Genomic DNA, 14,132 nt, shown 5'->3' with positions numbered 1-14,132 from the left:
TGCAGACCGTGCTGGCCGCGCTGGCCGTCAGACCCCGTTCCGTGCCCCGGTGGGCGCACGCCCTCGCCGCCGTCGCCCTCGGCGTATTCGGCATCCTGCTCTCCGGTGCCGCCCCGGCCTCGGCGCACGCCGCGCTGCTGGGGACGGACCCGAAGCAGGGGGCGGTGGTCGAGACCGCCCCCGCCCAGGTGTCGCTGACCTTCTCCGAGGAGGTCACGATGGCCGACGACTCGGTACGGGTGCTCGACCCGCGGGGCACGCGCGTCGAGGACGGCAGGGCGACGGGCGCCGGGCACGACACCTACCGGGTCAGGCTCAGGCCGGGCCTCGGCCGCGGCACGTACACCGTCGCCTACCAGGTGGTGTCGGCCGACAGCCATCCCGTCTCCGGCGCCTTCACGTTCTCCGTCGGCGCGCCCTCCGCCACCGCGGCGGCCGTGCCCGACCAGGACACCGGCGGCGGGGTCGTCGGCTTCCTCTACAACACCGCGCGCTACTTCTCGTACGCGGGCTTCGTGCTGCTGGTCGGCGGGGGCACGTTCGTGCTCGCGTGCTGGCGGCGGGGCGCGGGGGCGCGGCCGCTCCAGCGCCTCGTGGTGTCGGGCTGGGTGGTCATCACGGCGGCCACCCTGGCGCTGCTGCTGATGCGCGGCTCGTACACGAAGTCGGGGAAGGTTGCGGACATCTTCGATCTCGGACTGCTCGGGGACGTGCTGGAGACCAAGCCGGGGGCCGCGCTGGTCTCCCGGCTGCTGCTGCTCGCGGTGGCCGCGCTGTTCATCGCGGTGCTCTTCGGCACGTACGCGAGACGCGTCGAGGCGGAGGAGGCCGGGGGCGGCGGTGACGCGGGGGACGCGGCGGACGGGAGCCGGGACCTGCGCTTCGGGCTCGCGGTCGGCGGCGCGGTGATCGCCGTGGGTGTCGCGGCGACGTGGGCGCTGTCCGAGCACGCCTCCGTGGGCATGCAGACGCTGCTCGCCATGCCCGTGGACATCGTGCACCTGCTGGCCGTGGCGGTGTGGCTGGGCGGGCTTTCGGCCCTGCTCACCGCGCTCTACCGGCTGCCGTCGCTGGAGAGCGCGGCGGTACGGCGGTTCTCGGCGCTGGCGTTCGGCAGCGTCGTGACGCTGGTGGCGAGCGGGCTCTACCAGACGTGGCGGCAGGTCGGCTCCTGGTCGGCGCTGACCGGCACGTCCTTCGGGCAACTGCTGCTGGCGAAGGTCGGCCTCGTGGTCGTCATCGTCGCCGTCGCTGCCGGGTCGCGGCGCTGGACGGGGCGGCTCGCCGAGGCCCCGGCGCGCGCCGCGGCCCGCAAGGGCGGCGCGCGCGGCGGCGCGGCGAAGGCCGGGGGCAAGCGCGCGGGGAAGGCCGCGGCGAAGGTGCCGGGGCAGAAGGCGAAAGCCGGTGCGGCCGCGGGCAGCGGCAGCAGCGGCCGCAAGGCGACGGGAGGCGGCGGCGGTACGGCGGCCGGCGGCGCGACGGGCGGGGGTTCGAAGGGCGGGGCTTCCGGGGGCGGGGGCTCGGGGAAGGGCGGGGCTGCGAAGAACAGCGCTTCGAAGGACGGTGCTTCGGGGGACGGGGCCGGTGGGGACGTGCGGGCCGCGCAGCTCGCCAGGCAGCGTGCCGCCGAGGACGCCGCCGCCAGGAAGCGGGAGCGCGACGCCGACCCGGCGCGGGCGCGGCTGCGCCGCTCGGTGCTGGCCGAGGCGGTGGTCGCGCTGGCCCTGCTCGGCGTCACCACCGTACTGACCACCACGGAGCCGGGCCGCACCGTGGAGGAGGTCGCCCACTCGACCGCGGGCGACGGCGGCACCCAGGGGGCGGGCGGCGGGCAGCAGCCCGCGGCGCCCGTCGCGCTCCACGAGCCCTACGACACCGGCGGCAAGAACGGCCAGGGCATGGTGATGCTCGGCCTCGACCCCAGCCGCCCCGGCCGCAACGATGTCGACATCACGGTGATGGACCTGCACGGCAAGCCCATCGACATCCCCGAGGTGACGGTCGCCCTGACCCTCAAGGCGCAGCACATCGGACCGCTGCGGATCACGCCCAAGCACCTGTCCACCGGAAAGTGGGCCGCGAAGGGCACCCAGATCCCGATGGCGGGCCAGTGGGAGATCGCGGTGACCGTGCGCACCTCCGACATCGACGAAGTGACCATCCGCAAGAACGCGCAGATCGGCTGAGAGAGCATGCACGACCCGACCGAACCTTCCACACCCCCGGCCGACCCCGCCGACGGGCCCGCCACCGGGTCGGCCGCGTCCGCCCAGGCGGCCACCGGCGTCTCCCGGCGGCGGCTGCTCGGCACCGCGGGCGCCACGGGCCTGCTGGTGGGCGCCGCCGCGGGCGCCGGGGGCTATGCCGCCGCGGACTCCGGCGGTTCAGGGGGGTCCGGGTCGGGGGCCGTGGGCGGGCAGGGGGCGCTGGCCTCGGTCGGGGCGGACGCGGCGATGTTTCACGGGAAACATCAGCCGGGCATCACCTCGCCCATGCAGGCCCGGGGCCATCTCGCCGCCTTCGACCTGCGCGGCGGCCTCGGCCGCAAGGAGGCGGCGGGGCTGCTGCGGCGCTGGTCGGCGACCGCGGAGCGGCTGATGGCGGGGGACACGGCGGCGGCGGGCGGTCATGACACCGGGGTCGCGCTGGACGCGGGCCCCTCCTCGCTCACCGTCACCTTCGGCTTCGGCCGCGGCTTCTTCACCCGTACGGGGCTTGAGGAGCGGCGGCCCGCGCAGCTCGCCCCGCTGCCGGAGTTCTCCTCCGACCACCTCGACAAGGCCCGCAGCGAGGGCGACCTGTGGATACAGATCGGCGCCAACGACGCCCTGGTCGCCTTCCACGCGCTGCGCGCCCTCCAGAAGGACGCCGCTTCCGTGGCGAGGCTGCGCTGGCAGATGAACGGTTTCAACCGCTCGCCAGGCGCCACCGTCCACCCCATGACCACCCGCAATCTGATGGGCCAGATCGACGGCACCGACAATCCCAAGCCCTCCGAGTCCGACTTCGAGCGGCGGATCTTCGTGCCCGAGGGCGGCGACCCCGGCTGGATGGCGGGCGGCTCCTATGTGGTCGTACGGCGCATCAGGATGCTGCTCGACAGTTGGGAGAAGCTGGCGCTCAGCGACCAGGAGGCCGTCATCGGGCGCCGCAAGTCCGACGGCGCCCCGCTGACCGGTGGCGGCGAGCACAGCGAGATGCGGCTGGAGAAGACCGACGCCGGGGGCGACCTCGTCGTCCCCGAGAACGCCCACGCCCGGATCACCCGCCCCGACCAGAACGGCGGGGCCGCCATGCTGCGCCGCCCGTACTCGTACCACGACGGCTTCAGGGACGACGGGACGCCGGACGCGGGGCTCCTCTTCATCTGCTGGCAGGCCGATCCGCTGCGCGGCTTCGTCCCTGTCCAGCGCAAGCTCGACCGCGGCGACGCCCTCTCGCGCTACATCCGCCACGAGGCGAGCGGACTGTTCGCGGTGCCGGGCGGGGCGGAGAAGGGGGGATACGTGGGGCAGGAGTTGCTGGAGGGGTAGGCGGGGCGGCGGCCTTCCGCGCTTGTGGGGCCGGCAGGGCTTACGGGCCCTGCGGGGGCTCGAAGGGGTTTCCCGGGGTGGCCGGGTCGCGGGCGGTCACCGGTCGGGAGCGGCCCCGGGGCGGCTCGATTCCGTACTTTCGTGCGAGCGGCGGGAGGGCTCTGAAGCCATGGCGCCATCCGCATTAGGGTGACGGGTATGTCGGCGACGCGCTACACCTATCTCGGCCCCGAGGGGACCTTCACCGAGGCCGCCCTGCGCCAGCTTCCCGAGGCGGCGACCAGGCAACTCGTGCCCATGCTCTCGGTCCCCGCGGCGCTCGACGCGGTACGGGCCGGGGAGGCGGAGGCCGCCCTCGTACCGATCGAGAACTCGGTGGAGGGCGCGGTGACCGCCACCATGGACCAGTTGGCCACCGGCGAACCCCTCATGATCTACCGGGAGGTCGTGCTCCCGATCGCGTTCGCGCTGCTCGTCAGGCCGGGCACCGCGCTGGCCGACGTGAAGACCGTGACCGGGCACCCCGTGGCCCAGCCGCAGGTGCGCAACTGGCTTGCCGCGCATCTGCCCGAGGCGCTGTGGGAGCCGGCGGCGTCGAACGCCGACGGGGCGCGTCTGGTGCAGGAGGGCCGCTACGACGGCGCCTTCGCCGGGGAGTTCGCGGCGCCCACGTACGGCCTCGAACCGCTGGTCAAGGACATCCACGACGTGGCCAACGCCGCCACCCGCTTCGTCCTTGTCGGCCGCCCGGCGCGGCCCGCGGCGCCCACGGGGGCCGACAAGACGTCGGTCGTCGTCTGGCAGGGGCGGGTCGACCATCCGGGCGCGCTGCTCGAACTGCTCCAGGAGTTCGCGGTGCGCGGGGTGAACCTCGTACGCATCGAGTCCCGCCCCACCGGCGAGGGCATCGGCAACTACTGCTTCTCGATGGACGCCGAGGGCCACATCAACGACCGCAGGGTGGCGGAGGCGCTGATGGGGCTCAAGCGGGTCTCGCCCCGGGTGCGGTTCCTCGGCTCGTACCCGCGCGCCGGGGCCGCGGCGAAGGACACCACGCCGCCGCGCCACGGCACCTCGGACGAGGAGTTCGTCGCGGCGGCCGAATGGCTGGCCCGCTGCCAGGACGGGCGGGCTTAGCGGGACGGGCGGGCTTAGCCGGAGAGCGGAGGGAGGGCCACCCCGCGAGGAGAGGGCCATCCCCCGAGAGGAGAGGGCCACCCCCGATCCGATCCTACCTGCGGATTTTAGTTGTCCACAGAGTTATCCACAGGCACCCTCGCGACCCTGGGGACAAGTCGACATCCGAGAGGGGCACAGTCGACAAATCGGCCCTGCGACGCCATCTCCCTCCACAGTGGCCCACATCACCTGTCGGCCATGTGTGCATCATCCGCAGTCCACGCTCTTTCCCTAGATGACTCTTTGGAGTGAACCATTTCCACTCGAAAGCGGGCGTGAAAGAGGTTTGAACGGGGAAGCATCCGGGCCGCGGATTCCACGCGGAATGATCACTTCCGTGATCCACAGTTCTTCCACACAGCCTGTGGATAACTCCCCGGAACCCGTGGAAAGCTGTGGACAACCGGGGCCGCACGGCCCGTCAAATCCCCACTGCCGCACCGCAGTAGGGTCAAGCACCCGCCCCGCCGTGCCCCGAACCAGGGAATACCGCCGCCCGCATTGACGCCGGGCGCCGGGCGGTGCGCGACCCCCGCGACCGCCCCGCCGACTCACCGCCCGGAGCCCTCAAAAGCACCCGCACCCACCCACGGACACCGGCGCCGCCCCGCCAATTCCGCGCTCCGGCAAACGGAGCACGACGAAACAAAAGGGGCGAAATTCGCTCAGGGGAATATCGGCTCGTGACGCCTCGGCGGGCACCGGTAGCCTTGAGCCGTGATTGACCTTCGCCTGCTCCGTGAGGACCCCGACCGAGTCCGCGCCTCCCAGCGCGCCCGTGGTGAGGATGTCGCCCTCGTCGACTCCCTGCTGTCCGCCGACGAGCGGCGCAGGTCGTCAGGGCTGCGCTTCGACGAGCTGCGCTCCGAGCAGAAGTCGCTCGGCAAGCTCATCCCGAAGGCGGCGGGCGACGAGAAGCAGGAGCTGCTGCGCCGCGCCGGAGAGCTGTCCGCGCAGGTCAAGGCGGCGGACGCGGAGCGTGACGAGGCCGACGAGGAGACCAGGCGGCTGCTGCGCTCCCTCGGCAACGTGGTCCACACCGACGTGCCCGTCGGCGGCGAGGAGGACTTCGTCGTCCTGGAGACCCACGGCACCCCCCGCGACTTCGCCGCCGAGGGCTTCGAGCCCAGGGACCATGTGGAACTCGGCGAGGCGCTGGGCGCCATCGACATGGAGCGCGGCGCCAAGGTCTCGGGCTCCCGCTTCTACTACCTGACCGGCGTCGGCGCGCTGCTTGAGCTGGCCCTCGTCAACGCCGCCATCGCCCAGGCCACCGAGGGCGGCTTCATCCCCATGATGACCCCAGCGCTCGTGCGGCCACCCGCCATGGAGGGCACCGGCTTCCTCGGCCAGGCCGCGGAGAACGTGTACCACCTGGAGAAGGACGACTACTACCTGGTCGGCACCTCGGAGGTCCCGCTCGCCGCGTACCACATGGACGAGATCCTCGACGCCGACCGGCTCCCGCTGCGCTACGCCGGGTTCTCCCCCTGCTTCCGCCGCGAGGCCGGCACCTACGGCAAGGACACCAGGGGCATCTTCCGCGTCCACCAGTTCGACAAGGTGGAGATGTTCTCCTACGTGGCCCCGGAGGACGCGGAGGCCGAGCACGAGCGGCTGCTCGCCTGGGAGAAGCAGTGGCTGTCCGCGCTGGGGCTGCCGTTCCAGGTCATCGACGTCGCCACCGGCGACCTGGGCGCCTCCGCCTCCAGGAAGTACGACTGCGAGGCGTGGATTCCCACCCAGGGCAGGTTCCGCGAGCTGACCTCCGCGTCCAACTGCACCGAGTTCCAGGCCCGCAGGCTGTCCGTGCGGATGCGCGAGGGCAGGCAGGTGCGCCCGCTCGCCACGCTCAACGGCACCCTGTGCGCCGTCACCCGCACCATCGTCGCGCTGCTCGAAAACCACCAGCAGGCGGACGGCAGCGTGCTGGTCCCCGAGGTCCTCCGGCCCTACCTGGGCGGCAGGACCGTACTGGAACCGAAGTAGTCCGCGCATGTTCCCGTATCGACTGATCGCGACCGATCTCGACGGCACGCTGTTGCGCTCCGACGACACCGTCTCGGAGCGCACCCGGGCCGCCCTGGCGAGCGCCACCGGGGCGGGGGCCGCGCACATCATCGTCACCGGCCGCCCGGTGCCCTGGACCCGGGACATCCTCGCCGACCTCGGCTACCGGGGCATCGCGGTGTGCGGCCAGGGCTCCCAGGTCTACGACGCGGGCGCGGACCGCCTGCTGACCGCCCTCACCCTGGACCGCCGGGTGGCCGCCCTCGCGCTCGCCAAGATCGAGGCGGAGACGGGTCCGCTGGCCCTGGCCGCCAGCCGCAGCGGCACCACCGGAAGCGTCCTGGTGGGCCCCGGGTACGCGGTGCACGAGGGACCGGGCCCGTACGCCCCGCTGACCAGCAGGGACGAGCTGTGGGCCGAGCCGCTGAACAAGATCTACCTCCAGTGCCCCGGGCTGTCCGACGACGAGCTGACCGAGATCGCCCGGCACACCGCGGGCGATCTCGTCGGGGTCACCATGGCGGGCGCGGGCATGGTGGAGCTGCTGCCGCTCGGGCTCACCAAGGCCAGGGGGCTGTCGCTGGCCGCACGGCGCCTCGGCTCGGGCCCCTCGGACACCCTCGCGTTCGGCGACATGCCCAACGACATCCCGATGCTCGACTGGGCGGCCCACGGCGTGGCGATGGCGAACGCGCACGAGGAGCTGAAGGCGGTCGCCGACGAGGAGACCGCCTCGAACGACGAGGACGGCGTCGCGCTCACGGTGGAGGCCATGCTGCGGGGCTGAGCGGGCGGGGCCGAGCGGCTGACGCGCGGGCTGGGCGCCGCGGAAGTTGGGCGCCGCAGGGCGCCGCAGCGGCGGGCGCCGGGACACGGGCCTCCGGGATGGGCGCGCCCCGTCAACTCCCCGCTGTCGCAAGGGTCAGGGGCCGCGTTAATTCGGTGGCGTCGGGCGGCGGTGCGGGGCACGATGGAGGGCGTCAGTACGCCGTATATCGGCGTCCGATGACCGGGAGAGGGGCGCGGCGTCACCGTTCACCGTCACGTCGAGCCCCCTACAGGGCGGCCCTCGCCCGGGACTCCGGAGTAGTCACCGCACTCCGTCGAGCCCCGGTCGTGGCGAGCTGCCCGGGGCGGCCGTTTCGAGCGCGCATCCGCGCGGGCCGCCCACCCGGAGGATTGGCCGAGAGGTAAGGCATGCCGCGGCCCCGGCCGCCGCAGTCGGGCGATCCCGCGCGCGTTCGAACCGCGCATCCTCCACCCGAGCACCCAAGAGGTCCTGGCTAAAGGGGTCCTGCTGGAGCAGGCGCCTGCGTGAAGGCCGCCCGCGCAGTGGGACTGGCACGGTCGCGGCCCGTTCCGGCGTGCCCGGATCACAAGCCTTCCAGCTCACCGGCGCGCTGGAAGGCCCGTTGCTGCTGTACCTGTCGCTGCCGGAACCGGACGAGCCGCCCCCGCCGTCGGCGGGGAAGCCCCCGACCACCACACGGCGGTGGCCCCCACGCCCAACGGGCGGGAGGCCACCGGCACACCGCGGAACCCGGCACGGGCACCGGCGCCGACAGACACGGCACCGGCCCCCGCGAGGGGGCCTACTCCTCCCCCGCCAGCTTCAGCGCCCGCAGCTTCTGGCCCGCGTACCAGGTCGTCGCGAGGGTGACCACGACCAGCAGGACGACCGCGACCGGGAGGCTCACGTCCGAGGTGACGATGTCGCCGCGCGCCGTCTTCTGCGCGATCGCCAGCGCCCACTGCTGCACGCTGAGGGTCCGCGCGCCCGACACCAGGGAGCCGAACAGCGCCTCCCAGACCAGGGCGTAGATCAGGCCGAAGACCACCGCGTGCCGGGTGACGGTGCCGAGCAGCAGGAACAGCGCGGCGTACGCGAGGGAGGCGACGAGCGCGCCGATGGTGTAGGCGACGGCGATGCCCTGGCCGTTGCCGTTGAGGATGAGGCCCGCGACGAGCGTGGGCAGCGCCGAGAACGCCATGGTGACGCCGATGGCGACGAACAGCTTGGTGACGATGATGGTCGGCCGCTTCACCGGCTTGGCCAGCAGGTAGATCACGGAGCCGTCGTCGATCTCGGGCCCGATGGCGCCGGTGCCCGCGATGACGCCGATGATCGGCACCATGGTGGCGAGGCCGAAGCCGCCCAGGACGTCGGACGCGGTCTGGTCGTCGGCGCCGACGAGGGCGCGTACCGCGATCGCGATCACGATGAGCAGCGCGGGAAGCGCGAAGAGGATCAGGGCCCGGCGGCGGCCGAGCAGGGCCCGGTAGGTGAGCCGGGCGACAGTCGGGTCGTACATCATGGGCCTCCTACGCCGCGACCAGATACGAGAACACGGACTCCAGGGACTCGTCGGAGGGCGAGACCGTCAGGAGCCGGATGCCGTGGTCGCGGGCGACGCGCGGCAGCAGGGTGGTGAAGCGGCCGAAGTCGACGGCCTGGACGCGCAGCGCGTTCTCCCTGAGGTCGACCTCGATACCGGCCGTGGACGGGTCGGCGATGAGCGCCGCCGCGAGGGCCCGGTCGTCGCTGGAGCGCACCAGGTAGCGGTGCGGGCGGTCCGTCATCAGCCGGCGGATCTTGCGGAAGTCGCCGCTGGCCGCGTGCCGCCCCGCGACGATCACCTCGATATGGGCGGCGAGCTGCTCGACCTCCTCCAGGATGTGCGAGGAGAACAGCACCGTGCGGCCCTCGTCGCCCATGCGCCGCAGCAGTTCCATGAGCTGCATGCGCTGGCGCGGGTCCATGCCGTTGAACGGCTCGTCGAGCAGCAGCACGGACGGCTCGTGGACCAGCGCGGACGCCATCTTCACGCGCTGGCGCATGCCCTTGCTGTAGGTGGAGATCTTGCGGTCCTGGGCGTACTCCATCTCGACGGTGGCCAGCGCCCGCTGGGCCTCCGCGCGGCCGAGACCGTGCAGTTCGGCGTTGGCGACGACGAATTCGAGGCCGGTCAGGAAGTCGTACATCGCCTCCCGCTCCGGCACGATCCCGATGTGCCGGTAGATCTGCTCGTTGCGCCAGATCGTTTGCCCGTCGAGGGTGACGGTGCCGCCCGAGGGGGCGAGGAAGCCGCCCATCATGTTGATCAGGGTGGACTTGCCCGCGCCGTTGGGGCCGAGCAGTCCCGTGACGCCGGGGCCGATGGTCATCGTGACGTCGTTGACGGCCACCACGTTCCCGAACCAGCGCGAGGTGTGGTCGATCTCGATGGTGGTCACAGTCCGACCTTCCGGTAGCGGCGGGCCAGAGCGCCGTAGCAGCCCGCGATCAGCGCCAGGATGACGATCAGGTAGACGAACCCGACGCCGGTGTCCGGGCCGAGGCCGCCGGGCGCCGAGGAGTCGCCGCCGAGGAACGCGGTGCCGAAGCCGTCGACGAGGGTGATCGGCGAGAAGAGGCCGAGCCACTGCACGGCGCCCTCGGTGCCCTGGTCGTACGCGATGGCCTGGATGGTGGAGACCGCCCCGTAGGGGATGGTCATGGCGGCGATGACGGCGGCGATGCCGAAGCCGCGCCGCGGCGTGACGGCCGCGATGACGAGCCCGATGCCGGCGAAGAGTACGGAGAGTACGGCCACGGAGACCAGCCCCTGGAGGAAGCCCTTCGACTGGGTGGAGAAGTCGAGCTTGGCGAGCAGCGCGCCGACGTAGAGGATCACCATGGGCGTCGCCGTGAGGATGAAGAGGGCGGACGCCATCGCGGCGAACTTGGCGCGTACGTAGTCGGTGTGCTCGATCGGCCGCGAGAAGTACAGCGGTACGGTGCGAAACCGCAGGTCGCGCGAGACCGACTGGGGCGCCTGGGAGGCGAGGAAGAGCGCGATGACGGCCTGGAGGTAGATCGCGTAGCGCGTGTAGTGGATCGGCAGGTCGTGCGCCTTGGTCGTGACGGCGACCGCGATCATGATGAGCGCGGGGGCGGCGATCACGATGAACAGCACGATCGGCAGCACCTTGCTCTTGGCCGACCTGCCGAGCCCGTAGGCGCCGCGCAGCGACTGGGAGAAGAGCGAGCGGCGCGCGTACGCGCGGCCCAGCCGGGGTCCGTCGTAGTTGCGGTAGCCGATGTCGTGGATGCGGGTCTGCTCGGGGGTGCCGGGCCCGCCCGCCGTCTGCTCAATGGCCATGGCGGGCCTCCTCCTTCTGCCGCGGGGCGCCGCCGACGGCGGCGGCCGGGGGGTGTGCGTCTGCCGCTGGGGCCTGCTCGGCGTTGAACACCTCGGCGATGCGGTGCCTGCGCTGCTCCATGCGGACCAGGCCGAGCCCGAGGTCGGCGACCAGGTCGCGCACGAGGTCGTACGTCTCCTCGCCCTGCGTGGTCAGCAGCAGGGTGTGGCCCGCGCCCGGCAGGGTACCGCCGGCCTCGGCGGTGATGCCGTGCCGCGCCAGGGCGGCGCCGAGGGCCGCGGTGCCGTCGGGGTGCTCGTCGGAGTCGGTGACCTCGACGGCGACCGTGGTCGTGGCGCCGGTGAAGTCGGTGGTGGAGCTGGAGCGCAGCAGCTTGCCGCCGTCGACCACGACGACGTGGTCGCAGGTGCGCTCCAGCTCGCCCAGCAGGTGGGAGGTGACGAGCACCGAGATGCCGAAGTCGCTGTGCACGCGGCGGATCAGGTCGAGCATGTCGTCGCGGCCGACCGGGTCGAGGCCGTTGGTGGGCTCGTCGAGGAAGACGAGCCTGGGGTCGTGGACGAGCGCCTGCGCCAGCTTGACCCGCTGCTTCATACCGGTCGAGTAACCGCCGATGGGGCGGTAGCGCTCCTCGTAGAGGCCGACATGGCGCAGGGTGTCGGCGGTGCGCTCACGGGCCGCGGTCGGGGGCAGCCCCGACATGCGTGCCATGTGCACGACAAATTCGGTGGCGGACACGTCGGGCGGCAGGCAGTCGTGCTCCGGCATGTAGCCGACCTGCTCGCGGATCTCGGGGCCCTTCGTCGCGACATCGAGACCGAGCACGGTGGCGCGGCCCTCGGTGGCGGGCGCAAGACCCAGCAGGATCTTGATCAGTGTGGACTTACCGGCCCCGTTGGCACCCACGAGTCCGGTCACACCGGGCCCGATATCCACGGAGAGCCGGTCAAGCGCGGTCACCTTCGGGAACCGCTTGCTCAGGCTTTCGGTCTCGATCACAGTCACCCTGTGACCGTAACGGCGGCACCGCTTCCGGGCGTCAGTCCAGGGTGCCGGTGCGGCCTCAGCCTTCGGGACTACGGAACCTTAGGGGTAGGGGGACTCAGGGGCTACGGCGCCACGCCCCCGCCCGGAGGGCCGCGGGCGGCCATGTCCCGCGCCCCAGGGGGTACGGCACACCCGTGCCCCGCCGCACCACAGGGAAGGACCGCCATGCACCCCACGCCGGCCAAGGAACGCCGCGTCCGCTCAGGCACGGTGGAGCTGTGCGTCGCCGAGCAGGGCGACCCAGGGCGCCCCACGGTCGTGCTCGTGCACGGCTACCCGGACTCCAAGGAGGTGTGGGACCCGGTCGCGGAACGCCTCGCGGACCGCTTCCACGTCGTCCGCTACGACGTGCGCGGCCACGGCCGCTCCACCGCGCCCGAGCCGCTGCGCGGCGGCTTCACCCTGGAGAAGCTGACGGACGACTTCCTGGCCGTGGCGGACGCCGTCAGCCCCGGCGCGCCCGTGCACCTCGTCGGGCACGACTGGGGCTCCGTGCAGTCCTGGGAGTTCGTGACGGTGCCGAGGGCCCGCGCCAGGATCGCCTCGTTCACCTCGATGTCGGGGCCGGGCCTCGACCACATGGGCCACTGGTTCCGGGAGCGGCTGCGGCGCCCCACGCCGGGGCGGGCCGCCCAGCTCGCCGGGCAGGCCCTCAGGTCCTGGTACGTGTACCTGCTCCAGGTCCCCGCCCTGCCAGAACTGGCCTGGCGCGGCCCGCTCGGCAGGCGGTGGCCCGGCATGGTGCGGCGCGCCGAGGGGCTGCCCGCGGGCGACGGCTTCCCCGCGGACTCGCTGCCCTCGGACGCGGCACACGGCGCCTGGCTCTACCGTGACAACGCGCACCGTATGCGGGCACCGCGCGCCGACGCGTTCACCGACGTACCGGTGCAGTTGGTGGTCCCCGAGCGGGATGTGTTCCTCTCCCCGCACCTGTTCGACGGTCTTGAGCGCTGGGCGCCGAACCTGCTGCGCCGCTCCCTTCCGGTACGGCACTGGCTGCCGCGCACCAGGCCCGACCAACTGGCGGTGTGGATCGGCGACTTCGTGACCGCGGCCGAGGAGTCCCGCGCGGTCGCGCCGCCCCGGCTCGCGGCGGACGCGCGGCGCGGGGAGCGGCGGCGGCAGCGGTACGCGCGCCGGTTCGGCGGCAGCCTCGTACTGGTGACGGGCGCCGCGAGCGGCATCGGGCAGGCCACCGTGTTCGCGTTCGCGCGGGCCGGGGCGAGGGTGGTGGCCGTCGACAGGGACGGGGCGGGCGCACGGCGCACCGCACGGGCCGCGCTGCGGCTCGGCGCCGCGGGGGCGTGGGCCGAGGAGACCGACGTGTCGGACGCCGACGCGATGGCCCGCCTCGCCGAACGCACCGCCGCCACCAGGGGAGTTGTGGACATCCTGGTGAACAACGCCGGGATCGGCCTCGCGGGCCCCTTCCTCGCCACCACCCCCGAGGAGTGGCGTGCGGTGCTCGACACCAATCTGTGGGGCGTGATCCACGGCTGCCGGCTGTTCGGCGGGCAGATGGCGGAACGCGGCCAGGGCGGCCACATCGTCAACACCGCGTCGGCCGCGGCCTTCCAGCCCTCCCGGGTGCTGCCCGCGTACGGCGCGAGCAAGGCGGCGGTGCTGCTGCTCTCCGAGTCGCTGCGCGCCGAACTCGCGGGCCGCGGCATCGGGGTGAGCGCGGTCTGCCCCGGCTTCGTGACCAGTTCGATCACCTCGTCCGCCCGCTTCGCGGGTTCCGACGACGCCGGGCAGGAGCGCCACAGGGCCAGGGTGACCAGGCTGTACGGGCTGCGCAACTACCCGCCGATGAGGGTGGCCTACGCGATCCTTGACGCCGTCGACCACAACCGCGCGGTGGTGCCCGTCACCCCCGAGGCCCGCGCCGCGTACGCGCTCTCGCGACTGCTGCCCGGGGTGCCGCGGGCACTGGCCCGGGTCAAGCCGCCAATGTGAGGGCCCGCCAACCGCCCTGCGGGAACCGGCAAGTGAGGGAGCGTCAGGTGAGAGACGAGCGCCCGGCGAAAACCGGGTTTACCCGTGCGACACCCAAGCACCGCCGCAATCCGGGACATTGGACGCCCTCACCGCAGATGGCGTCGATACGGCGATAGTTGATCAACTCCCGCAAGAGCCGCGCCGGTTGTCCACAGAATCAGCAATTCCCCTGTGGATAACTGTATTTGGCTGTGGATCAAACATCGACGGCAAAAATACTTG

At 72.7% G+C, this 14,132-nt stretch carries 10 protein-coding genes and 1 tRNA gene; 7 read left to right on the top strand and 4 right to left on the bottom strand.

The window, feature by feature from the left end:
- Positions 1-8 precede the first annotated feature (8 nt).
- The 6 genes from ACIBIW_RS05240 (at position 9) to ACIBIW_RS05215 (ending at position 7,982) form a co-directional block, all read left to right on the top strand.
- A complete protein-coding gene (locus ACIBIW_RS05240) occupies positions 9-2,186 on the top strand; it encodes a copper resistance CopC/CopD family protein (RefSeq protein WP_399332915.1) in 2,178 nt (725 codons plus the stop codon).
- Positions 2,187-2,192: 6 nt separating this feature from the next.
- Positions 2,193-3,533, top strand: coding sequence for an iron uptake transporter deferrochelatase/peroxidase subunit (gene efeB / locus ACIBIW_RS05235; protein WP_399332150.1), 1,341 nt, complete (start codon positions 2,193-2,195; stop codon positions 3,531-3,533).
- Positions 3,534-3,731: 198 nt separating this feature from the next.
- The gene (pheA, locus tag ACIBIW_RS05230) at positions 3,732-4,670 is read left to right on the top strand and encodes a prephenate dehydratase (protein WP_399332148.1); all 939 of its coding nucleotides are present in this window, start codon (positions 3,732-3,734) and stop codon (positions 4,668-4,670) included.
- A 759-nt stretch (positions 4,671-5,429) separates the two neighbouring features.
- Positions 5,430-6,701, top strand: coding sequence for a serine--tRNA ligase (gene serS, locus ACIBIW_RS05225; RefSeq protein WP_399332146.1), 1,272 nt, complete (start codon positions 5,430-5,432; stop codon positions 6,699-6,701).
- 7 nt (positions 6,702-6,708) lie between these two features.
- Entirely contained in the window at positions 6,709-7,509 is an 801-nt protein-coding gene (locus tag ACIBIW_RS05220; RefSeq protein WP_399332144.1) for an HAD family hydrolase, read from the top strand.
- Positions 7,510-7,895: 386 nt separating this feature from the next.
- Positions 7,896-7,982 (top strand) — tRNA-OTHER (locus tag ACIBIW_RS05215).
- A gap of 332 nt (positions 7,983-8,314) precedes the next feature.
- Here ACIBIW_RS05215 and ACIBIW_RS05210 read toward each other — a convergent pair.
- Genes ACIBIW_RS05210 through ACIBIW_RS05195 form a run of 4 tightly spaced genes read right to left on the bottom strand, consistent with a single transcriptional unit; the run spans position 8,315 to position 11,864 of the window.
- Positions 8,315-9,034, bottom strand: coding sequence for an ABC transporter permease subunit (locus ACIBIW_RS05210; protein WP_399332142.1), 720 nt, complete (start codon positions 9,032-9,034; stop codon positions 8,315-8,317).
- 10 nt (positions 9,035-9,044) lie between these two features.
- A complete protein-coding gene (locus ACIBIW_RS05205; RefSeq protein ID WP_399332140.1) occupies positions 9,045-9,956 on the bottom strand; it encodes an ABC transporter ATP-binding protein in 912 nt (303 codons plus the stop codon).
- On the bottom strand, positions 9,953-10,864 hold the full coding sequence (locus ACIBIW_RS05200) for an ABC transporter permease (protein WP_399332138.1): 912 nt from the start codon (positions 10,862-10,864) through the stop codon (positions 9,953-9,955). The genes ACIBIW_RS05205 and ACIBIW_RS05200 overlap by 4 nt, the downstream gene beginning before the upstream one ends.
- Complete coding sequence (locus tag ACIBIW_RS05195) at positions 10,854-11,864, bottom strand: ABC transporter ATP-binding protein (protein ID WP_399332913.1); 1,011 nt, start codon at positions 11,862-11,864, stop codon at positions 10,854-10,856. Before ACIBIW_RS05195 ends, ACIBIW_RS05200 begins: the two co-directional genes overlap by 11 nt.
- 213 nt (positions 11,865-12,077) lie before the next feature.
- On the opposite strand from ACIBIW_RS05195, the gene ACIBIW_RS05190 reads away from it, so the two are divergent.
- Complete coding sequence (locus ACIBIW_RS05190) at positions 12,078-13,868, top strand: SDR family oxidoreductase (protein WP_399332136.1); 1,791 nt, start codon at positions 12,078-12,080, stop codon at positions 13,866-13,868.
- Positions 13,869-14,132: the final 264 nt, after the last annotated feature.

It is taken from the genome of Streptomyces sp. NPDC050560 (genome assembly GCF_044457285.1).
Taxonomy (GTDB): domain Bacteria; phylum Actinomycetota; class Actinomycetes; order Streptomycetales; family Streptomycetaceae; genus Streptomyces.
This window is presented reverse-complemented; position numbering and strand designations above follow the sequence as displayed.

What these genes read in the sequence shown, in the direction of transcription:
- efeB (WP_399332150.1), top strand. Translation starts at nt 2,193, where the DNA reads ATGCACGACCCGACCGAACCTTCCACACCCCCGGCCGACCCCGCCGAC.
- pheA (WP_399332148.1), top strand. Translation starts at nt 3,732, where the DNA reads ATGTCGGCGACGCGCTACACCTATCTCGGCCCCGAGGGGACCTTCACC.
- ACIBIW_RS05220 (WP_399332144.1), top strand. Translation starts at nt 6,709, where the DNA reads ATGTTCCCGTATCGACTGATCGCGACCGATCTCGACGGCACGCTGTTG.
- ACIBIW_RS05210 (WP_399332142.1), bottom strand. Translation starts at nt 9,034, where the DNA reads ATGTACGACCCGACTGTCGCCCGGCTCACCTACCGGGCCCTGCTCGGC.
- ACIBIW_RS05200 (WP_399332138.1), bottom strand. Translation starts at nt 10,864, where the DNA reads ATGGCCATTGAGCAGACGGCGGGCGGGCCCGGCACCCCCGAGCAGACC.
- ACIBIW_RS05190 (WP_399332136.1), top strand. Translation starts at nt 12,078, where the DNA reads ATGCACCCCACGCCGGCCAAGGAACGCCGCGTCCGCTCAGGCACGGTG.